The 20,959-nt window shown below is 49.4% G+C and carries 16 protein-coding genes; 10 read left to right on the top strand and 6 right to left on the bottom strand.

Annotated features, from left to right (window positions below; all coding sequences use genetic code 11):
- Positions 1-82 precede the first annotated feature (82 nt).
- The 3 genes from KJS63_RS05065 (at position 83) to KJS63_RS05055 (ending at position 8,023) form a co-directional block, all read left to right on the top strand.
- Complete coding sequence (locus KJS63_RS05065; protein ID WP_213618184.1) at positions 83-6,607, top strand: WIAG-tail domain; 6,525 nt, start codon at positions 83-85, stop codon at positions 6,605-6,607.
- A gap of 263 nt (positions 6,608-6,870) precedes the next feature.
- Positions 6,871-7,536 carry a DsbA family protein gene (locus KJS63_RS05060; RefSeq protein WP_213618183.1) on the top strand — a complete coding sequence of 222 codons (666 nt, stop codon included), beginning with the start codon at positions 6,871-6,873 and terminating at the stop codon, positions 7,534-7,536.
- A 1-nt stretch (position 7,537) separates the two neighbouring features.
- On the top strand, positions 7,538-8,023 hold the full coding sequence (locus KJS63_RS05055; protein ID WP_213618182.1) for a disulfide oxidoreductase: 486 nt from the start codon (positions 7,538-7,540) through the stop codon (positions 8,021-8,023).
- 46 nt (positions 8,024-8,069) lie between these two features.
- Here the strand turns inward: KJS63_RS05055 and KJS63_RS05050 are convergent, their stop codons facing one another.
- Positions 8,070-9,053 carry a M23 family metallopeptidase gene (locus KJS63_RS05050; RefSeq protein WP_213618181.1) on the bottom strand — a complete coding sequence of 328 codons (984 nt, stop codon included), beginning with the start codon at positions 9,051-9,053 and terminating at the stop codon, positions 8,070-8,072.
- 219 nt (positions 9,054-9,272) lie between these two features.
- Between KJS63_RS05050 and KJS63_RS05045 the strand changes: the two genes are divergently transcribed.
- Together KJS63_RS05045 and KJS63_RS05040 are read left to right on the top strand one after the other, a co-directional pair.
- Positions 9,273-9,998, top strand: a complete 726-nt coding sequence (locus tag KJS63_RS05045) for a response regulator transcription factor (protein ID WP_213618334.1) — start codon at positions 9,273-9,275, stop codon at positions 9,996-9,998.
- Positions 9,988-11,742: a sensor histidine kinase gene (locus KJS63_RS05040; protein WP_213618180.1), complete on the top strand. Its 1,755-nt coding sequence runs from the start codon at positions 9,988-9,990 to the stop codon at positions 11,740-11,742. The genes KJS63_RS05045 and KJS63_RS05040 overlap by 11 nt, the downstream gene beginning before the upstream one ends.
- A 3-nt stretch (positions 11,743-11,745) precedes the next feature.
- Here the strand turns inward: KJS63_RS05040 and KJS63_RS05035 are convergent, their stop codons facing one another.
- Positions 11,746-12,066 carry a hypothetical protein gene (locus KJS63_RS05035; protein ID WP_082926828.1) on the bottom strand — a complete coding sequence of 107 codons (321 nt, stop codon included), beginning with the start codon at positions 12,064-12,066 and terminating at the stop codon, positions 11,746-11,748.
- A 236-nt stretch (positions 12,067-12,302) separates the two neighbouring features.
- On the opposite strand from KJS63_RS05035, the gene KJS63_RS05030 reads away from it, so the two are divergent.
- The 5 genes from KJS63_RS05030 to KJS63_RS05010 all read left to right on the top strand — a co-directional run bounded on the left by KJS63_RS05030 (position 12,303) and on the right by KJS63_RS05010 (position 16,083).
- Positions 12,303-12,746 carry a zinc ribbon domain-containing protein gene (locus tag KJS63_RS05030; RefSeq protein ID WP_213618179.1) on the top strand — a complete coding sequence of 148 codons (444 nt, stop codon included), beginning with the start codon at positions 12,303-12,305 and terminating at the stop codon, positions 12,744-12,746.
- An 11-nt stretch (positions 12,747-12,757) separates the two neighbouring features.
- Positions 12,758-13,183, top strand: coding sequence for a hypothetical protein (locus KJS63_RS05025; protein ID WP_213618178.1), 426 nt, complete (start codon positions 12,758-12,760; stop codon positions 13,181-13,183).
- A 113-nt stretch (positions 13,184-13,296) separates the two neighbouring features.
- Entirely contained in the window at positions 13,297-13,998 is a 702-nt protein-coding gene (locus tag KJS63_RS05020) for a response regulator transcription factor (RefSeq protein ID WP_213618177.1), read from the top strand.
- A 1-nt stretch (position 13,999) separates the two neighbouring features.
- Positions 14,000-15,079, top strand: coding sequence for a sensor histidine kinase (locus KJS63_RS05015; protein ID WP_213618176.1), 1,080 nt, complete (start codon positions 14,000-14,002; stop codon positions 15,077-15,079).
- Positions 15,080-15,168: 89 nt separating this feature from the next.
- On the top strand, positions 15,169-16,083 hold the full coding sequence (locus KJS63_RS05010) for a M23 family metallopeptidase (protein ID WP_213618175.1): 915 nt from the start codon (positions 15,169-15,171) through the stop codon (positions 16,081-16,083).
- A gap of 128 nt (positions 16,084-16,211) precedes the next feature.
- On the opposite strand, the gene KJS63_RS05005 is transcribed toward KJS63_RS05010, so the two are convergent.
- From KJS63_RS05005 to KJS63_RS04990, 4 genes are all read right to left on the bottom strand, one after another.
- Entirely contained in the window at positions 16,212-18,134 is a 1,923-nt protein-coding gene (locus tag KJS63_RS05005) for an FtsX-like permease family protein (protein WP_213618174.1), read from the bottom strand.
- The gene (locus KJS63_RS05000; protein WP_068615969.1) at positions 18,109-18,879 is read right to left on the bottom strand and encodes an ABC transporter ATP-binding protein; all 771 of its coding nucleotides are present in this window, start codon (positions 18,877-18,879) and stop codon (positions 18,109-18,111) included. Before KJS63_RS05000 ends, KJS63_RS05005 begins: the two co-directional genes overlap by 26 nt.
- Before the next feature lie 277 nt (positions 18,880-19,156).
- Positions 19,157-20,137 (bottom strand): sensor histidine kinase, encoded by a 981-nt coding sequence (locus KJS63_RS04995; protein WP_213618173.1) that lies wholly within the window; start codon positions 20,135-20,137, stop codon positions 19,157-19,159.
- Positions 20,134-20,838: a response regulator transcription factor gene (locus KJS63_RS04990; protein WP_213618172.1), complete on the bottom strand. Its 705-nt coding sequence runs from the start codon at positions 20,836-20,838 to the stop codon at positions 20,134-20,136. Before KJS63_RS04990 ends, KJS63_RS04995 begins: the two co-directional genes overlap by 4 nt.
- Between the last annotated feature and the right edge of the window lie 121 nt (positions 20,839-20,959).

Raw genomic sequence — 20,959 nt, 5'->3', positions numbered from 1 at the left:
ACTGTGTGCATGGACTGTGACAAGTGCCTACCTACCTGCATATGATATGGCAGATGAAAGCAGCCAGGAAGGAGAGATCGGCTTGAAGAAGGGAAAAGTCAGCAAACCGGTCAGAACCAGACCGCTCACATACCGGGAGGAAGATCCCGATTTCAATGAGCTAAGTTTGCTAGAAATGACCACAACTACCCCAAAGTTAGAAACATCTGAGGTTGAGCTGCATCAGGCTCAAGCTGTTCTGGAGCCGGAGCAGATAAGCCCACCTCCCGAAAGAGTAAAGGGTCCTGTTAAGGAAGAAGCGAACCCGACTTTGGAGGAGGTGCAGGAGAAGAAAACAGTAGAGACCACTCCCGAGCTCCGGACTGAACAGCCCGCAAGCAAGGAGGAAACTTGGACTCCCGTCCGCCATCCGGTTGTGTATACCGACGATATTATGAATGCATCGGTTACAGGTGAGAAAATTGCCCCATATACGATTGATTCATCAAAAATCAAGTATGGCTCGGTAGGCACTGCCTGGTTGGCCGATTATGCGGTAACCAGCCTTAATATTGCCGAAGGCGCCGTAACCGGATCGAAGGTAGCTCCCGGCTCATTAACGGGCGAACACTTCGTGGATGGCTCCATCCAGGGGCATAAAATAGCTTCTGGGACTCTTAGCGGGGAGAAGATTCAGGACGGAAGCATTACGGCGGAGAAGCTGGCGGATAAAGTCATCAGTTCAGATAAGCTTGCAGACGGTTCGATAGGCAGCCGCCATTTAAGCGGGGGTCTCATTACGTCAGATCTGCTTCAAGACCAGGCGGTGACTTCCGAGAAAATTCGCAGCGGCTCCATCCAGTCGATTAATTTATCCAACGGAATTGTGGATACATCCAAACTGAGTGATTTATCTGTAACTGAGTCCAAGCTCCAAGACGGAGCAGTTACAGGGGAGAAGCTGAGGGAAGGCAGCGTAGAGGGGCGGCATCTGGCGCCGCATACGATCACCTCCGATCATTTGGCGCCGGGGATTAACGCAAGCGGGCTTCTTGCGCCGGGAAGTGTGGGTGCTGTGGAGCTGGAGAGTGATGCGATTCACTCCCGGCATATCCAGGAGCAGGCTGTTGAATCGCGCCACATTGCGCCCTACGCGCTGGATCGGACACATATCAAACCGGGGATCATAGGCGCCGAGCAGATTGGGGAGGAGCAAGTTGAGAGCCGCCATATCGCGGATTTAAGCATTATTTCAACCAAGCTGGCCGATCAGTCTGTAGGCACGGCACAAATTGTAGAGCAATCTGTTACATCGTCCAAAATCGCAGATCAGAGCATCCTTGCTCATAAAATCGGCGATGAGGCTGTAATAACGAGACACATTGGGAAGAGTGCAATTCATAGTCCCCAGTTGGCGCCTGGGGCTGTTGGCTCTGAGCATCTTAAGCCGGACTCGGTCCAGGATAGACATATCACAGCCGGTGCGGTTCTGGAACGGCACATTCAGGAAGGGGCCGTGCAGAGCGGTAAAATTGCACAGAAGGCAGTACTCGAGGAGCATTTAGCCGATGACTCGGTTGCCGTACGTCATATCCAGTCATTAAGCATCACCGAAGGGAAGCTGGCAAATGCCAGTGTTACGGCGGATAAGCTCGCGCCAGCCGCGGTCCGCAGCGAGGCCATCAGCCGCCGGAGCATCACCTCGGAGCACATTGACTTCGAAGCCATTCATGAGGGGCACCTCGCCGAGAACAGTATAAGCAGCAGTGCTCTGCAGGAAAGAGCGGTGGGATCGCTTCACATTGAGGAGGGTTCGATTGGCACCGCTCACTTCGAGAGAGGTGCTGTAGATACCGCGGCTCTCCGGCATGGGGCTGTAACCACGGAGATTATTAACTCCGGGGCCATTAAGGAGCACCATCTGTCCGCCGGTTCTGTGTTTCAGCATCATCTGCAGAACCATGCGGTCACTTCGTTGAAGCTGTCTCCTGAGAGTGTCTCGACGGATAAGATCAATGATCTCGCCGTGACCTCGGGTAAGCTGGCGGAAGGAAGTGTGACGGCTTCTAAAATCTCGCAAGGCGCTATTCAAGCCGGACATTTAGCTCAGGGGTCTATCTATGCTGAAGCCATCGCGGAAGGTTCGGTTCAAGCCCGGCACCTGGCTCCAGAGTCAATCGGCCCAACGCATTTAGAGCGGGGAGCCGTCCAGGAAGCTCATCTGGCGGCAAGCTCGGTGACCGAGTCTTCGGTGAAAGAGGGAGCGATTACTTCAGGCAAAATCCAAGATGAAGCTGTCACTACGGTTCACTTGGCGGAAGGAAGTGTCACGTCCTCCAAAATCGCTTCAGGCAGCATTCAGACTCACCATTTGTCCCGGGAGTTGATTCAAGCGGATTCGCTTGCCGCTGGAGCCGTTCGGGCCATGCATCTTGCCGAGCAGACGATCAGCGCGAATCATCTGCAGGAGGGTGTGGTTCAGACGCGGCACCTGGCTCCCGAATCCGTGGGGATAGATCAGCTGAGTCCGGGGATCATCCAATCCCGTCACTTAGCAGATACCTCAGTCGTGAGCAGACATATTGCACAGGGAGCTGTACATGGGGAGCATTTGGCTTCTGAGGCCATCTCAGCGGCAGCGCTGGAGAACGGCTCGGTCGGCTCCCAGAAGATCGCCGGGGAGGCTGTGCAGACTTTCCATCTGGCTGATGAGAGCGTCACTTCATCCAAGCTGGCCGCAGGCAGTGTACTGAAGCAGCATTTATCCAAGGGATTAATTGCTTCTGAACTCCTGGCGGAGAAAGCGGTGCGGGCTGAGCATATTACGGCCGAATCAGTTGGCTCGAATCATTTGGCTTCAGGAGCCGTTGAATCCAAGCATATCTCACAGGATGCCATTGGACCGGGACATCTAACCGCAGGCTCCGTGCATACCGAGCATATTTCTCCCGGTTCGGTCAGAGCGGCTCATCTAGCGTCGGGTTCGGTACATGGCAGACATCTTGCTTCCGAGAGTATCTCCGGTTCTGTCCTGGAGAACGGGGCAATCACCTCTGAGAAGCTGGCGGAGGATGCGGTAAGTGCCCGGCATTTAGTTGAAGGCAGCGTGATTGCCTCCAAGATTGCCGAAGGAACGATCCAACCGCATCATTTATCTCCAAACCTGATCCAATCCAGATTTATCTCGGCCGCTGCTGTGCAGTCCGCTCATATTGCGCCAAATACGATTAGTTCAGAGCATATCCAGAACGGATCAATCCAGAATCCGCACCTTGCCCCGGAATCCGTAACAGAGTCCATTGTGCAGAATGGCGCTATTACCTCCGGGAAGCTGGCAGAACAAGCGGTAAATACTTCCCATCTTGCAGAGGAGAGTATCATTGGTTCGAAAATCGCGCAGGGGGCCATTGAGCCACGGCATCTCGTGGAAGGAGCTGTAACCGCCAAGTCTCTGGCTGAACAGGCGGTGAACTCCGGGCATATTGCCAGCGGCTCCATAAGAGCAGACCATCTTCAGAGCGGGGTTATACATGATTACCATCTGGCGGAAGGCGCAGTTGGCGGAGCGGCTCTGAAGAACGGGACAATTACATCTGACAAGATTGCCGAAGGTTCTGTTCAGCCTTCTCATCTGGCTGTTGACTCGGTAACCTCTGAGCATCTGCAGTCCGGATCGATTCAGGAGCATCATTTGGGTCCGCAGACGGTGTCGGGAAGCGCGCTTCAGAACCTTTCGGTCACTTCCGAGAAGCTGGCCCCGGGCTCTGTCCAATCCAAACAGTTGGCCGTTAGCTCGGTAGACAGCAGACATATTGCCAAAGAAGCTATTGCTTCCGGGCATATCCAACACGGTGTGGTGACCAGAACGCATTTATCCCAGGAGATCCTTTCAGCAGGACTGCTCCCAGAGGGGGGAATTCGGGGAGTTCACCTTGATGACCAGAGTATTACCCGCCAGCATCTGACTGCCGGAAGTGTTGATGGGGACGTGCTGCAGAAAGAAGCCGTAACAAGCGAACATGTCGCTCCAGCATCCATCCAGGGCGTTCACTTGAATGAGCAGAGCATCCAGTCGCATCATTTGGCGGAAGGCTCGGTGACTTCCCGTCACTTTGCTTCCGAGGGAATCTCCGGTGCCATCTTGGAGAATGGAACTGTAACTTCTGAGAAGCTGGCGGAGGATTCGGTGAGTGCCCGCCATTTGGTGGAAGAGAGCGTTACTCCTTCCAAGATTGCGGAGGGGGCAATCCAATCCTATCATCTATCTTCAGGTCTGATTCATTCTAGAGCCATCGCAGAAGGAGCAGTTCAACTCGAACATATTGCTTCACACGCAATTGGCCCGGATCATTTGCAGGAGGGAACAGTTCAGAGCCAGCATCTTGGACTTGATTCCGTGACAGAAGCATCCATGCAGGACGGGGCGGTTACCGCCGGGAAGCTCGCAGAAGGAGCGGTGAATACACGCCATTTGACTGACGAGAGTGTGAGCGGCTCGAAGATCGCGGAGGGAGCGATCCAGCCTCACCATCTGGCAGAAGGAGCCGTAAATGCGAGGTCCCTTGGCAAACAGGTGGTGACCTCCGAGCATATTGCTGGGAACTCGGTAGGAGCAGTCCATATCCAATCTGAGGCGGTCCAGCCTCACCATCTATCGGAAGGAGCCGTAACCGGCAAGTCGCTTGGCAAGCAGGCGGTGACCTCTGAGCATATCGCTGAGAACTCGCTAGGGGCGGACCATATTAAGCCTGAGGCGATCCACGGCTATCATTTGGTGGAAGGAGCGGTAGGGAGTGCTGTCTTACAGGAAGGGGCCGTTACTTCGGAAAAGTTAGCCGAGAATTCTGTGCAGGCTTATCATCTGGCTTCCGAATCCGTAACATCTGGGCATTTGCAAGCCGGTTCGATTCTGGAGCAACACTTAGGTCCGCAGACGGTTACGGGAGCTGCACTTCAGAATTTGTCGATTACTTCAGAGAAGCTCGCCCCAGGTTCCATTCAATCCAAGCACCTGACAACCAGCTCCATTGACAGCAGGCATATTGCTAAAGAATCGATTTCTTCGGGACATCTGCAGCATGGTGTGGTTGCTAAAGATCACTTATCTAAAGAGATACTTTCTGCAGGACTGCTGCCAGAGGGAGGAATTAAAGGCATTCATCTTGAAGATGAGAGCATTTCCCGGCAGCATCTGATCGCTGGCAGCGTGGACGGTGACGTGCTGCAGAAAGAAGCCATTTCGTCTGATCATATTTCCCCGGTATCGATCCAGAGTTATCATTTGGCTGAGGAGAGTGTGCAGTCTCATCACTTGGCGGAAGGTTCTATAGGCTCCTCCCATATTGGCCCTGAGGCGATCCAAGATTATCATCTGGCAGAAGGGGCGGTAAGCGCGAGGTCGCTTAGCAAGATGATAGTGACCTCAGAACACATCGCTGAGAACTCGCTAGGGGCGGGCCATATTAAGCCTGAGGCGATCCAAGATTATCATCTGTCAGAAGGGGCGGTAAGCACGAGGTCGCTTGGCAAGCAGGTAGTGACCTCCGAACACATCGCTGAGAACTCGCTGGGAGCGAGCCATATTGAGCCTGAGGCGATCCAGAATTATCATCTGTCAGATGGGGCGGTAAGCGCGAGATCGCTTGGGAAACAGGTGGTGACCTCCGAACATATCGCTGAGAATTCGCTGGGGGCGGGCCATATTAAGCCTGAGGCGGTTCACGGCTATCATTTGGTGGAAGAAGCGGTAGGAAGTGATGCCTTACAGGAAGGGGCTGTCACTTCGGAAAAGTTAGCCGAAGGTTCTGTGCAGGCTTATCATCTGGCTTCTAATTCCGTGACTTCTGAGCATTTGCAAGCCGGTTCGATTCTGGAGCATCATTTGGGTCAACAGACGATTGCGGGAAGCACGCTTCAGAACCTGTCGATTACTTCAGAGAAGCTCGCCCCGGGTTCCGTTCATTCCAAACACCTGGTCGTCAACTCCGTTGACAGCCGGCATATTGCCAAAGAGGCGGTAACTTCGGGACATTTGCAGCATGGTGTGATTGCTAAAGAGCACTTATCTAATGAGATACTCTCGGAAGGACTGCTGCCAGAGGGAGGAATTAAAGGAATTCATCTTGAGGATGAGAGCATTTCCCGGCAGCATTTGAAGGCAGAGAGTGTGGATGGTGATGTGCTCCAGAAAGAAACCGTCTCGTCTGATCATATTTGCCCGGTATCCATCCAGAGTTATCATTTGGCTGAGGAGAGTGTGCAGTCCCATCATTTGGCGGAAGGTTCTGTGACTTCACGACATCTGGATGTGGGGAGCATTGGTCTTGACCAGCTTGCTGTTACACCGGTGCAGAGCCGAAAAGGGGTCCACGCCCTTCAGCAGTTCGGCATGACCGTATTCCTGATGCAGGGCCGGGAGAATCATGTGGAATTAATGATTAAGTTTGAAGAGCCGTTTGGCGACCAGAATTATACGCTGGTGGCGATGACGAATCAGCCGACCATTCACGCTTCTTTGAAGTCCCGGACGCCTGAAGCAGCGGTCCTTGAGCTGACACGCCAGCCAGGAAGTCCGCAAAATTATGGGTTCGTGAATTGGATAGCCATCGGGAATGTTAACGAAATTTAAGAAATTGTCACAATTTAAAAGGCTTGCTCCGGACCGCTAAAATCGGCCAGGGGTAAGCCCTTTAACATGTCATGGCCAATTTTCCCAGATATATGGGAAATATAGTATATATTTATCCTCCTATAACGCTTGACGAACAGCCGTTTAATATCTAGAATTTGTGGCAGTATACCATAAAGAAAGAGGGGATTACACTGCAGCCCAAAAAGAAAAATACAACTCTGAACCAACGCAAGCTGGAGCAGCAAAAGCAGAAACAAAGAATGAAACGTCTCATCTGGTTCTCCTCTGTGGCGGTCCTCTTAATTCTGATTATTGTAGTGATTGGTCTTAATCCCAAGTCGTCCAGCACCTCTGCAAAAGGGGAATTCCCTTATGACAAGCTGCCGGTGCTTGGCAGCAAGGATGCCAAGGTCAAGATTGTGGAGTTCGGGGACTACCAGTGTCCGGCATGTAAGGAGTTTACTGAGCAGGTTAAGCCTCAGCTTAAGAAGGATTACATTGATAAAGGGCTGGTATCCTTTTACTTCATGAACTTCTCCTTCATCGGTAGAGACAAAACTCCGGATGAATCCAATCTGGCTGCCTTGGCGGCACAGGCGGTATATCATCAGAGCAATGATGCGTTCTGGACATATTATGACGCACTGTACCGGGAACAGGGAGCAGAGAACAGCGGGCGGATTACCCCCGCCTATCTGGTTGATCTGGCCAAGCGGGAGAATCTGCAGATTGACTACACGAAGCTGCAGCAGGATATTGAGAAACAAACCTACCAAAACGAAGTGGACGAGCACAATGCTAAGACTGATGAGCTGGGTCTTAAATACTCACCAACAGTCTATATCAACGATACGCAGTATTCAGGCGACTACAAGGACTACAGCAGTCTGAAGCAGGCGGTCGACAAAGCGTTGGCGGGTGAATAATATGAGCAGGCAGCCGGGGAATTCCATCATCAGAGAGTACAGCTTATATCTGGCCTGGCTTGTGGCCTTGGTTGCCACAGCCAGCAGTCTGTATCTGAGTGAAGTTTTGCTTTTTGAACCGTGCCGGCTGTGCTGGTTCCAGCGGATATTCATGTATCCGCAGGTCATTCTCCTGGGAATTGCGGCTTATCGTGATGACCGGAGCATTATCCGGTATACACTTCCGCTCAATATTATTGGTGGACTCATTGCGCTGTTCCATTACGCTGAACAGAAAATTCCCGGATTGTCTGACATCGCACCCTGCCGCGTAGGCGTTCCGTGTAATGTGGATTATCTGGATTGGTTTGGTTTTATTACCATTCCTCTCATGGCTCTGGTTGCTTTCATCTTGATTATGGTATTCCTGCTGATCGGCAGGGAGAAGCCTGAGGAAGAGGAACTGCTGGAGGAAGACAGCGAGTATAACAAAGCAGAGAGCCTGTAACAGGCTCTCTTTTTATATATCTACATTTTAAAAGTACGGTTCCCGGTTATTTGCTTCCCTTAAGTGTCCGGCCAATCAGCACCTCCGGGTTTCCTTCAAAGCGGACAAGCCGTGATTTGCCTTCGGTAAACACGGGATGATCCGAAACTTGGAAGTGAAGGTGAGGCTCGCTGGAATTTCCGGAGTTTCCGCATAAGGCGAGAAGATCCCCTTTTTTTACAATGTCGCCCTTACTCACCTTCACAGACCCTTTCTTCAGGTGGGCAAGCAGGCTGTACTCACCATGGCCGTGGTCTATTACCACGTGGTTGCCCTCAGGTGGATTATCCGGATTGGTGGTCCCCACCGGGAAATTATCCTCATACTCATCCACGGCCTCAACTACTATACCCTCCTTGGGAGCCATAATGTCCTGTCCAAAGGCAAAGTAACTTTCATTTTTCTTCGGATCTCCTTTGTAGGAATAGTTGTTAACGGCTTTAACCAAATCAGCTGCATAACGCTGCGCAGGGATTGCATAGTGGTAATTAACCAGCACATTGGTCCCTCCCCAGAATACGAACCAGTCGCCTTTGAACGGAAGGCTGTAGACGTTCTTGGTCAGATCCTTGGCAGCTTTCTTCTCACTTGGCAGCTCGGATTGAACAATGAAACTGGAAATTTGTTTACTGGAATTATAGATGACCTGATAGCCCTTGGTCTTATCCTGGCTTAGCCCAATGGCGGCCTGCACCCCGTTCAGACGATATCTGATTTCGGGTCTGTAAGTCACGATTCCTTTCTGGAATTGGGTCATCAGTTTTTTGAACTCCTCTTTAGGGACCTCTTTCTGCAGTTCCTTAGTCATCCTTGAGTATACCCAATCGAATCTTCCTTTAAGGAGAGCTGGGGCCAGCTGGTCGGGTGAGATTGAGGCTGAGCTTGTAACCAAAGCAGCCGCTTCGACCTTCTCTTGATTCCTGAACGAAAATGCCGCAGCGAAGACAAGCAGCAGGGCTGTGGGAGCGATAAACCAATAGACGGGTTTCATAAAGATGTATTCCTCACTTTCTAAATGGTCTGTCATAGGTCAAGGAGACCCCATGTATGTGATCTCATCATAAACATACAGCCTTACCAGGGGTTGAATGGAGACTTAAAGTAAACTTAATTCGTCCTGAGAAGAGTTAAGCTTAAGTTAAGACTCGTGGAGTTCCAAGCCTCTTGGGGAGGATGTTAAAATATGGGGAGAGAGGAAGTGTGTGATTTGATGAATCAAGCTTCAATTCTGCTGGTTGACGATGAGCCGGCAATTACCCAAATGCTTAAGAAGGTGCTGCAAAAGGAAGGTTTTGTACATATACATACGGCTGAGACCGGAGAAGAGGCGCTGGAGGCCTGTAAAGCAAGTCCATATGATCTGATCGTGCTGGATATCATGATGCCCGGAATCAGCGGTATTGAGATCTGCCCATTTATCCGGCAGTATACGGATGCTCCGATCTTCTTTCTTACCGCCCGGGACTCCGACTTTGACAAGCTGACCGGTTTTGCTGTTGGAGGAGATGACTATATTACCAAGCCGTTTAACCCACTTGAAGTGGTAGCCAGAATTAAGTCCCAGCTTCGGCGTCATTTGAGGCAAAGGGATGTGTCAACGGGTTCCCCGGTCAGAAGCAGTTATGATTTTGGCCGGTTCCAGCTGTACCCTGAGTCAGGTGAACTGTGGGTGGAAGGGAATCTGGTTCCATGTCCCTCCCTTGTCTATCAGCTCCTGTTGTTTCTGTGCCAGAATCCGAACCGGATCTTTACGAAGACAGAGCTGTATGAGCGGGTATGGGGCATGGACGGGATCAGTGAGGACAACACGGTCATGGTGCACATCCACCGGATACGGGAGAGGATTGAAGTGAATCCGTCCCGTCCTGAGTATGTGATTAATGTTCGGGGGATGGGGTACAAGCTTGTGACTCCGATGGGGAAACATGAACGTTAGGCGCAGGCTCGTCTTTCGCTTTATCGGTCAATTGGTTGTGGTTGGCCTTGTACTGATGACGATTGCGGTAGCGGCCTCACTGTGGATTCTTGAAGAACTGAACCATCTCGAATCTGATAGGGAGTTTCAGGAGGCAGGGTTAATGAGGCTTATCGATACTTCGGTGCAGGATGAGAAGGGGGTTCATTTTGACGAGGGCCTACTTAAGAAGATCCGTGATTCAGGAGGGTGGCTGCAGCTGTTGGATGACCGGGGAAACGTTACACAAAGCTACTATACTCCCGCAGATGTGCCGCGGAAGTATGCTTCAGGAGAGATCATGTCGTACTGGACGGAGACCATGTCATTTCCTTACAGTCTCGGCCTGTATGTTGACGAAAAAGACGGAGTCACGTATACCCTGCTGTATGGAAGGCCGAAGAATAAAGCGGACCGCAGCCTGGAGCGGCTGCTCCGGGCCGGAATGAAGCAGAATGGAGACAAGATCGAGCTTCCAGAAGCAGATCAGAAGCAGCTTGAGAAGGAGCATGACTGGATTCAATTGCTCGATTCCAACGGGGCGGAAATTGCTTCTTTTAATAAGCCCAATGGTGTTCCTGGCACCTACAAGTTATCTGAGTTGGTTCTCAGATCAAGGTACGGCTACCGGTATAACGCCGAGTTATTATTCTATTATGATCAGTCCAAGGGAAATACATGGATTCTGAATAAACCTTTAACTGGAACCAAGCCGGGTGAAACCCCGAGTATGTTCCCGGAAATCCGGATTATACTCACGGGTTTGGGAGCTATAGCTGTTGCTTCGCTGGTGACTCTGGTTCTGTTCTCGTTCTGGTATGGCCATCGCTTTGGTTCACCCATGATGCATATGATGCAGTGGCTGAGCAAGTTGGGCGAGGGCGTGTACGAGGAACCGCTGGATCGGCAGGGTCTTCCACGGAGTCAGGACCGAAAAGGCAAGCAGAGAAGGAGATACCGGGTATATAAGGACGTGATGGGCTCACTGCGGCGGTTGACAGACACGCTTCGGACTAATGAAGCTCTGCGTTCCAAGCAGGAGACGATACGGGAGGAATGGATTGCGGGGGTAACACACGACTTGAAGACACCGCTGTCTACCATTAAGGGATATGCTCATATGCTGGAGTCGGATTCGCTCCACTGGACAGATGAAGAAATCCGCGAATTTGCCATGATCATTAGACAGAAATCGGCTTATATGGATGACCTGATCAACGATCTTGGGCTGACCTACCGTCTAAAGAACGAGGCTTCTCCGCCCAAGAGGGAACGTGTGGAGCTGAATGCATATCTTGAAGACGTTGTAGAACAAATCCGCTGTTACCCTGCTTATGATGAGGACCAGGTTCATTTCGTGCCTGCCGATCGCCCAGTGGAGGCGGAAATCTATCATCCTTGGTTCAGACGCATCCTCGATAATCTTATTGCCAATGCACTGCTTCATAACGAGCCGCAGACGGTGGCAACCGTAATTCTGGGGGATCTGGCGGAGAGCACCTATTCGGTAACGATCCGCGATAACGGGGAAGGGATGGATGAAACCACCGCCTCGCTTCTGTTCGAGCGCTACTACAGGGGAACGAATACAGAGAGAAGATCGGAGGGGACCGGACTTGGAATGGCGGTCACAAGAGCCCTGGTACATGCCCTGGGAGGTACGATTGAAGTGAAGACCCGTGTGGGCGAAGGCACACAGATCAAGCTGGAATTCCCTTATGTTTAAGCTTTAGAACGGGGGGGTGTGATCAAGCAGCTTGAACCGTTCAATTTGATCCCACATCTGCTCCTTCTGTAGAATGGACTGCTGTTTGAGGCCAATAAGATCATAATGGGGATATGGCTGACGATTGTGAATATATTTGGGATTAAGACCATTTTGCACACACCACGCGGTAAGCTTATCCAGGTCTGCACAGCCCACTTTGGTTACGGTGGTGATGCCGGGAAATCGCGGCTCAAGCCAATAGTGCGTCAAAAAAGCAATGTTGCCCTGTCTGATCTGATCTTTCCACTCGTTAAGTTCTTGTCTATTAATACCAAAGGCCATAAGTTATTCAGTCCAATCGCTTGTAATATACTGATTATAGCAATTTTAAATTTGTTTTTCATGAATTATGGAACCTCTGAGCCTGTAACAAACGTATTATATCATTCGTTTATGCTTAAGAAGCGTAGGCTCTGTTTGGAAGGATTATTGGCGGCTCGAAGAGGATTTAGGGGAAAGGTGTCGAAGAGCTACTTTAGGCTGAAATTACAACACGGAGATGAAGGAGGCGTAATGGTTTGAGTTTTTTAGATAAATTCAAGGCAGGCATGGCAGAAGCCGGTAACAAGGCCAAAAACGTGGTTGAGACGAACCGCCTGAAGCTGCAGAATAACAGCATGCAGCATGAAATTGACAAGCAGTTTCAAGCTATTGGCAAAATGGTCTACGAGTCGGTCCAGCAGGGGACTTATCCGCTGCCCCAGGATCAGATATCCGGACAGATGGACCGGATCTTCGAGCTGAAGATGGCCATTGAGCAGAATTTGCTGCACATTGATAATATCAACGATTTCAAGACCTGCAAGTCATGCGGTTCCACCAGCAATGTGGAAGCTAAATTCTGCACGAATTGTGGTCAGACTTACGAGGTGGAACACACCAGCTTTGTGGAATACGAGGCGGACAGCAAGCGGGAAATTTCCGAGCAGGGACGGCATTTGCCCGATCAAAATAAACCTTAGGAGGAATGTATTTGCAACAATTTACGGTATTAACAAGAGAATTACGCAGATGGCTTGAATCGTTCAAGTGGTATCATCAATTAAGGAAATATGACATGCACCTGGTGTTTGGCGGTTTGGGCGTCGGCTTCTTGTATGAACTTCTAGTTTGGCTGCTTCCCTATTCAAGCCAGTCGGGCCTGCACTTCCTTTTTTATTCGATTCCGCTTTTTACTTTGTCCCACTGGGCCTTCTTGCTTGGAGCATGGATCATGCTAACGACAGACAACATTAAGTATCTGCCATATGGATTGTGGTTGAAAGCGTTATTGCTGTTTTTTTCGTTCACTTACATATCCCTGTCCGGCTTGATCCCGGTTGCTGTTTATGCAGTACTGGGGTACTTCTTGTTTAGGTATACGGCTTCTGTTCATGTGGGGACACGAAAAACACCATAGGAATTTCAGAGGTGCAAAAGCCTGTCTGGAAGCAAAATGCTTCTGGAGTGGGCTTTTTTTGCACGCACGCTAAGAACATGTGATAATAAATTTCCGAAAAGGGAGGGAGATTTATGGGGAATGAGAAGATTTTAATTGTGGATGATGATCCCGATATCGTAAATTTGATCAGCGAATATTTAGGCAGAGAAGGATATTCCATAGCAACTTCTTCAGTAGGACAAGAAGCTTTGGAGATGATATCCCAGGGTGGAATTAACCTGGTCATATTGGACATTATGCTGCCTCATATGGATGGGTTTGAAATTTGCAGAAGGATTCGTGAGTATTCCGATATTCCCATTTTGCTAATAAGCGCTAAGTCAACCGATATCGATAAAGTTGTGGGATTGAGAACAGGGGCAGATGACTATATCGTTAAACCGTTTAGCGCAATCGAACTGGCGGCGCGTGTGGAAGCGCAGCTGCGGAGATATCTGTACATGGCGGAACGGAACCTTCAGGAGGATAAGGACTTTATACATATCAATGAGTTAAAGATAGACGTTGGTGCCAGAAGTATATTTTTATTCGGCCAACCTGTTAAATTAACAAAGACAGAGTATGATATTCTGCTTCTACTTGCCAGAAACGCGAATCGGGTGTTCTCGCTGGAGGAAATTTTTGAGAAGGTATGGAAAGAGAGATCTATAGAGGGCAGCAGCAGGTCTGTTATGGTCCACATTGCCCGGTTAAGAAGCAAAATTGAAGAGGACCCGAGAAATCCAAGGATCATCAAAAATGTCTGGGGAGTCGGTTATAGAATTGAGAAATAAAATGATTTATGGAATTGGTTTTAAGCTACTGCTTAGGGTGATTCTTAGCATCAGCTTGTCGGCTGGATTCATCGCTTTGGCCCAGTCGATAGTCATTCCTTTAGCGGGTATAAGTGCGCAATCTCTGTCTATGATTGAAGAAGATTATTCCTTCATGTATTTTGCTGTTTTTCTAATCATCGCCGCACTTTTGTTTTTTCTATTGTCGAAGGGATTGATTAGTCGTTTAATTTCAGTGAACTCTGCAATGGGCAAGGTGATCAAAGGAGATACTGGTGTTCACCTGCCCGTTCATTCCGCAGATGAAATTGGTGAATTGTCAGGCAACATTAATCAAATTGTGAACCAGCTTAGGGAAAAGATAGAAAGCCAGAAGCGGGCCGAGCAATCCAAAAATGAGATGATCGCCCATATTTCGCACGATTTGAGGACGCCGCTCACCTCTCTGTTAGGGTATCTTGAATTAATTCAGGAGCATGCTCAGGATCAAGAAGCTTGTTCCCGATATATACAGGTGGCCAGGCGAAAAGGCACCGAGTTAAAAGATCAGATCGAAGAAATGCTGGAGTACAGCTATCTCAATTTAAGCGGTGTTGAATTAACGTTCGAGAAGCTGAATGCGGAGGAACTGATTCAGCAGGTAGTGATTGATTTTATGCCGCAATTGGAGAATGAGGGAATGGTCTTTGAGATGGAGATTGAAGGAGAAATCCCCTGCATCAAGGCAGATAGCCGCTTACTCGTGAGGCTGCTCCAGAATATTATCAGTAATGCTGTCAATTATGGCAAGGCAGGTGGGAGATTAACCTTCCGCTTGCATGCCGAGGGGACAGAGTTGGTAGTACAAATGATTAACTACGGGGACCCCATCCCTCCTGAAGACCTGCCTTACGTGTTTGAGAACTTCTATCGGGGTGAAAAGTCAAGAAGCAGCCATACGGGGGGGAAAGGCATGGGGCTGGCGATTGCCAAAAGTATCGCTGAACTGCATCATGGTTCTATAACCCTGCAGAGTAACACAGAAAGAACTTGTTTTACACTTAGGCTTCCTGGCTGGCGAATTCAGGATAATGAAGGTTAAATCTTTAAAAAGTCGTAAGTATTTCTCTAAAAGGTTGTAAGACTCCTCCTATACAATCGAAGCATACATAGGAAGGAGGACGATGAATTATGTTTCGAACAGGGAAATTCTCTTTTGCACTATTGATTTTGTTGATAGTAGTCCCGGGTTTATGCTGGGGAAGTGTTTATTGGGTTGGCGGTGTGGCAGGTGTTGCAAGCTGGTGGCTGCTTCAGGTGTTCTCCATCGTGGGAGTAGTCTCGTTATGTGTGTCCCTAGGGTACTTCATGGTGTCCCTGATCAAGAGGAAGAAGATACGCATGCGTTGGATCAGCATATTTATCTTAGCCATAATAAGCACCTGGCCGATGTGCTGGCTGTTGGGTTCACTACAGATTGCTTATCCGGCAGATGTGAATCGGGTAAAGCCAGCTGTTACTGTACGGCTTCCCGTTAAGGAAGCCGTACTGGTTGGATGGGGAGGGGACTCGCTTAAGACGAATTATCCTCATGTGGTGGTGCCTAGTGAAAGATGGGCATATGATTTGTTGATGAAGCCGGCGGGCATGGGCAGTCCTAACTTGAGTGATTATGGAATCTATGGGGCAGACGTGGTGGCTCCCGCAGCCGGAACCATTGTGGAAGCTTATGATGACGACCGTGACCATGCGCCGGGTACCGATGAGCATGAGTCTATGGCAGGCAACCACATTTATATCAAGTTGGATGAAACGGGAACTTATTTGGTGATTGCTCATCTTATGCAGAACTCCATAAAAGTAAAAGCAGGGGATCATGTGGATGAAGGGGCCTTAATCGCAAAGGCTGGCAATTCCGGAAGTTCGAGTGAGCCGCATATTCACATTCATCATCAGCGTCAAAATCCAGCGAACACGAGCTTGTTTCTTTCCGAAGGACTTCCCTTGTATTTCCGCGATAGTACAGGAAATGCTATGCCAATAGGCGGAATGCGCCAAGAACACGGGAAAGACGTGCCAAGTGGAGATAGCGTAACACCTCTTTGAGTGTTTGGCCATGGATTATTACTATTGATTGCTATAGAGATGCATAAACTATAAGAAAAAAAGGCTGCTCTGGTGCGGGGATCATACCACACACAGGGCAGCCTTTCAATATCTGGAATTATCGGATTTTACGAGATTAATTTCCTGTACAAATGCGTGAGATAGCGGACCCGGATGATCAGGAAATATACAATTTGAATCGCAATAAACGAGGCGAAGACGGCTAAAGCATAGTTGAGCACCGAGTAATAAACTAACATCTGCAGGGCTGTGAAAGCCACGGCACTGTGTACTACAGCTAGCAGAATCGGCAGGAAGAACATCAGGACCAGCTGACGGGTGACCGTCTTTCTTAATTCTTTCCGGCTTAATCCGACTTTGGCAATCATCTTGTACTGCTGTTCATCCCGCTCCGAGTCCGCATACAGACGGAAGTAGATGAAGCTGGCGGCGAAAGTAAAGAAGACGATACCCACCAATCCACTCAGGATGAACAGTATCCCGTTCAGCTGCCTTGCTGAAATCCAGTCATCTACAAGGGAGGTGAAGGAGTAGTGACCCCGCTCGTCAAATTTGCTTATCGTTTTGGATAATTGTGCCGAGACATCCCGGGAGTGCTGCCAGTCTTTGACAACGAAGAAATAATTTTTCGTAATCATGGCCTTGTCCTGATGGGCAAATATAGTGCTGTAAGCTTGATCGGAGACCACGCGCAGGTTAGCAATATTAGGAATGACAATATAATCAAGTGCCTTGATGGCCTTGAATTTCTTCTGATAGTTCTCCTTAATAATTTCAGTTTCAGGTTCGTAGATTCCATTACGCTTGTAATCCTCGAGCTCAGTTACAGTAGAGGGCGCAATAATCATCTCTTGATCTCCCAGCTTCTCGGCAGGGTGGCCTAGGGCGGTAGCTAGACTATTGAAGTCGCTCAGCTTGATCAGAGTCAGTCCATTGTCGGTGTAGCCCGGGGTGGTGGTCCCCATTTGATAGGGAAAATGAGCTTTAGTCAATTCCTGTTCAATGAGCTTGATATGCTGAGTTTCGGATGGATTATCCGGATTTGACGAATATTTAAACGCATAGGGATTTGTCATTTCCGCAAGCCCTGGAGCGCCGATAGCCAGACAGGTTCCAATTCCGGTGAAGGCCACTGCTGAAATAATCGAGACCATAAAGAACATAACGGCATTGTCTTTCATCCGGTAGGCCAGTTCAGATAGGGTTAGCAGATTGGTGCGGCGGAAGAACAACCGCTGATTCTTCTTGAGCTTCCGAATAACATATACGCTAAGCTGTGTGAACAGGAAGTATGTTCCCAGGATGACCAGGCCGACTCCGGCAGCCAGCAGGATCAGATTAAATACCCTCCGGAAGACAAAAACAAACACACACGCATATCCGGAAGCAATCAAGAGCACAGCCAGCAGGGCGAGCAACCGGGATGCTTTGGGTTCCGGCTTCGGCTTCTCAGCTGATTTGATCAGGTCCACGAGTTCTCCCCTTCGGACCAGAACGGAAGTGAAGAGGGAGATGACCACGAACATGATTGCGAATGCCGCTGCGGTCAGCCAGATTGCATTCAGAGGAATATAGAACGGGAGTCCTTTATCAATGGCTAGTATCTTCGCACAGACCAGCAGAATCAGCTTGGAGAAGATCAGTCCTGATCCGATCCCGGCTATGATGGAGGCGAATCCGATCAAGATATTTTCGGTAAAAAGAAGCCTGTGCAGCTGTTTGCGGGACATCCCGAGCATCAAGAGAATGCCGAACTCCATTTTGCGCAGCTTCAGAAAGGCGCTGACTGAATACAGCAGGAAAAAGAACGAGAAGATGAAGACGATATATTGGGAGACCCGCATGCCCATGGTCGCCAGCATGCTCATCGTACTGCTGTTGGACACAAGCTGGCCCTGCAAATCCGGATGGAAGAGCAAGAGCGCATAGATGAAGAAGATCATAACCGAGAAGGCGCTGCTCAGGAAATGCGCAATATAAGTCCGTTTATTGCGTACGACGTTGTTAAACGCGAATTGTCTGAAATTCATCGGCATTCCCTCCCATGAGTGACAGTACATTGATGATTTTCTGATAAAAGGCCGCACGGTTGTCTCCGTAGTGGATTTCGTTATACAGCTCGCCATCTTTGATGAAGACTACACGGTTGCAGTAGCTTGCGGCTACCGGATCATGGGTGACCAGCATCATGGTTGTGCCGTCCTCTTTGTTCCGCTTCTCCATAATGCCCATTACGTCGCGAGCGGCTTTCGAGTCCAGATTCCCGGTAGGCTCATCCGCCAGAACGAGCTTGGGCTCATGGATAAGAGCCCGGGCAATGGCTGTGCGCTGAGCCTGGCCCCCCGAGATCTCATAAGTGCGCTTGTCCAGAATCGCCGTGATTCCAAGCTTCTCAGCCAGGTGGTTCACACGTGTATTCATCTCCTGCACAGAGATACCATCCAGTGCCAGAGGCAGGATAATGTTCTCTTTCACCGTAAGAGTATGCAGAAGATTAAAGGACTGAAATACAAATCCGAGTTCTCTGCGCCGGAACACAGCCAGCTCATCCGGAGTCAGGGTGTGGGGGTTCCTCCCATTAATCAGCACTTCACCTGAAGTGGGGGAATCTATGGTGGACACCAGGTTCAGCAGGGTGGTCTTCCCGCTGCCAGAGGGCCCCATAATTCCTACAAATTCTCCTTGATTTATGGTCAGCTGGATTTTGGATAAAGCTTCATAGGATACAGCCCCCTTGTATATTTTGCTAAGATGGTTAACCTTTAATATTTCCATATGTCAAAACTCCCTTCATAAATCAAAGTTTGTACTCCCTGCAACAATAGTCATTTAAGTAACGCTTCATCTCAGGTACTGGTTACAATCTTTTGTCTTGAATCCTAATCTGATTGGGTTCCTTATAAGTGTAAGGCTGAATAGGGAATTCCCCTATCGGTTATTCTTTCATTTACCTGACAGCTTTGTAAGGTTAGTGGATTAGAGGGAACTTGGTTCAACTCAACTTATATAACACATAAAGTCCCGCTCAACTTTGAACGGGACTTCTTACTGTCTATGAGTATGGGAAAATGATACGTACCGTTGTGCCCTGATTAACCTCGGACTCCAGTTCAATGTCATGGCCGAGCCGGTCCAGCACTTCTTTTACCAAGTACAGCCCCATGCCGGTGGACTCCTTGTAAGTTCTCCCATTCTCACCTGTGAAGAAGGGACGGAAGACCCGGGAGATATCCGATTTCGGAATCCCGATTCCAGCATCACGAAGCTCGAGGACGAGCGCTTCATCCCGCGTATGGGCGGAGAAACGGATGGTACTGCGGGTTCCTGATGAATACTTAATGGCATTGGTGAGGAGTTGCTGCAGGATGAACCGCAGCCATTTGGCATCTGTAGTCACGTGAAATTGATCATTGACCTGATTATCAGGGTAGACCTGGCTGCGTATGAAATACCGTTTATTCTCATGAATGACCTCTTGAACAAGACTCCGAAGCGGGGTCCGGTCTACATGGAAGTCCTGTTCGAAGGTCTCCAGCCGGGCCATATACAGGACCATTTCAAGCCCCTGCCGCATCCGGTCTGCCTCCTCCGAAATATTCTCATACTGCGGCTCATCTTCACCTTGGGTGATCAGATCAATGACCGACAGAGGAGTCTTCATCTGATGCACCCACTGATTCATAAAGACCAGATGTTCCTGTCTTTGCCGTTCATATTTCTTGAGCTGCTCCTGATAGTGCCTGAATTGTATATCGAGCAGTCTGCTGATTGCAGAAGGAAGAGGGGCAGGCTCTCCTTGATATATCGAATCCTTGAGGTTGGCTGGTGTATGGGACAGCCGGGTATACAACTGGCGGTGTGTGTAGTATCGGTAGATGAGATATACAAGGAACATGACCAAGCTTAAGAAGCTGGCGTATAAGGCAGTGAGTGGATGATCGTAGCCGTCATACCAATAAACCAGAAGCACAAGGATCTGCTGGACGATCCAGAACATAAAGAGCGGGATATGCTCGCGCAGGAACAGCCTCATGATTCACCCGCATCCTTCCAGGTAACATTCAATCGGTAGCCTACGCCGCGCATCGTCTCCAGAGCGTCTTCGATCCCCAGGTCCGCAAGCTTCTTGCGAACACGGGTGATGTTTACACTCAGCGTATTATCATCGACAAAAGAGTCATCCCACAGTTTATCCAGAATCGCTGCCCGGCTGATCGACCTTGGGCTCCGTTCCAACAGCGCCTCGATAAGCACGGATTCCCTCTTGGTCAGAGAGACTGTTCTGCGGCCCAGCGTCAACTCCATCCGCTCGGGATACAGAATAAGTCCTGACCGCGACACAGTGCGTTCTTCCATTTTGGCTGCGTAATCCCCATACACTCTCCGGAACTGGCTTCGAATCTTGGCCATGACAACTTCGTAGTGAAACGGCTTCGTAATATAGTCGTCGCCCCCGTGCTCCAGCGCTCTAACCTGGTCCATCTCTCCACTGCGTGCCGAAATAAATATAATCGGACAAGTGGAGAGAGTACGGATTTGGCGGCACCAGTAAAAACCATCAAAGCTTGGAAGATTGATATCCATAAGCACAATGTGGGGGCTCAGTTCTTGAAACTGATCCAGAATCCGGTCAAAGCTCTGAACCGGCACAGCCCGGTCCCCATATTTCTCTATGTAGTTCTTAAGCAATTCCGCAATCTTGGGATCGTCCTCAACAATCATAACGGTATACATGGAATTATCTCCTTTGAAAGTGGGTACTTCTGTTGTCCAACTTTATATCAGATTAAAGCTGGTCAAGTATATTGCCGATATAGGGGATAGCTATATCTAAATTACAACCTTGTGAAACTAC

The sequence above is a fragment of the Paenibacillus sp. J22TS3 genome (assembly GCF_018403205.1).
Lineage (GTDB): Bacteria > Bacillota > Bacilli > Paenibacillales > Paenibacillaceae > Fontibacillus > Fontibacillus tuaregi.
This window is presented reverse-complemented; position numbering and strand designations above follow the sequence as displayed.

Excerpts from the sequence above, each read along its gene's own strand:
- KJS63_RS05060 (WP_213618183.1), top strand. The coding sequence starts at position 6,871 with ATGAAACGTCTCATCTGGTTCTCCTCTGTGGCGGTCCTCTTAATTCTG.
- KJS63_RS05055 (WP_213618182.1), top strand. The coding sequence starts at position 7,538 with ATGAGCAGGCAGCCGGGGAATTCCATCATCAGAGAGTACAGCTTATAT.
- KJS63_RS05050 (WP_213618181.1), bottom strand. The coding sequence starts at position 9,053 with ATGAAACCCGTCTATTGGTTTATCGCTCCCACAGCCCTGCTGCTTGTC.
- KJS63_RS05045 (WP_213618334.1), top strand. The coding sequence starts at position 9,273 with ATGAATCAAGCTTCAATTCTGCTGGTTGACGATGAGCCGGCAATTACC.
- KJS63_RS05040 (WP_213618180.1), top strand. The coding sequence starts at position 9,988 with ATGAACGTTAGGCGCAGGCTCGTCTTTCGCTTTATCGGTCAATTGGTT.
- KJS63_RS05035 (WP_082926828.1), bottom strand. The coding sequence starts at position 12,066 with ATGGCCTTTGGTATTAATAGACAAGAACTTAACGAGTGGAAAGATCAG.
- KJS63_RS05020 (WP_213618177.1), top strand. The coding sequence starts at position 13,297 with ATGGGGAATGAGAAGATTTTAATTGTGGATGATGATCCCGATATCGTA.
- KJS63_RS05015 (WP_213618176.1), top strand. The coding sequence starts at position 14,000 with ATGATTTATGGAATTGGTTTTAAGCTACTGCTTAGGGTGATTCTTAGC.
- KJS63_RS05010 (WP_213618175.1), top strand. The coding sequence starts at position 15,169 with ATGTTTCGAACAGGGAAATTCTCTTTTGCACTATTGATTTTGTTGATA.
- KJS63_RS05005 (WP_213618174.1), bottom strand. The coding sequence starts at position 18,134 with ATGAATTTCAGACAATTCGCGTTTAACAACGTCGTACGCAATAAACGG.
- KJS63_RS05000 (WP_068615969.1), bottom strand. The coding sequence starts at position 18,879 with ATGGAAATATTAAAGGTTAACCATCTTAGCAAAATATACAAGGGGGCT.
- KJS63_RS04995 (WP_213618173.1), bottom strand. The coding sequence starts at position 20,137 with ATGAGGCTGTTCCTGCGCGAGCATATCCCGCTCTTTATGTTCTGGATC.
- KJS63_RS04990 (WP_213618172.1), bottom strand. The coding sequence starts at position 20,838 with ATGTATACCGTTATGATTGTTGAGGACGATCCCAAGATTGCGGAATTG.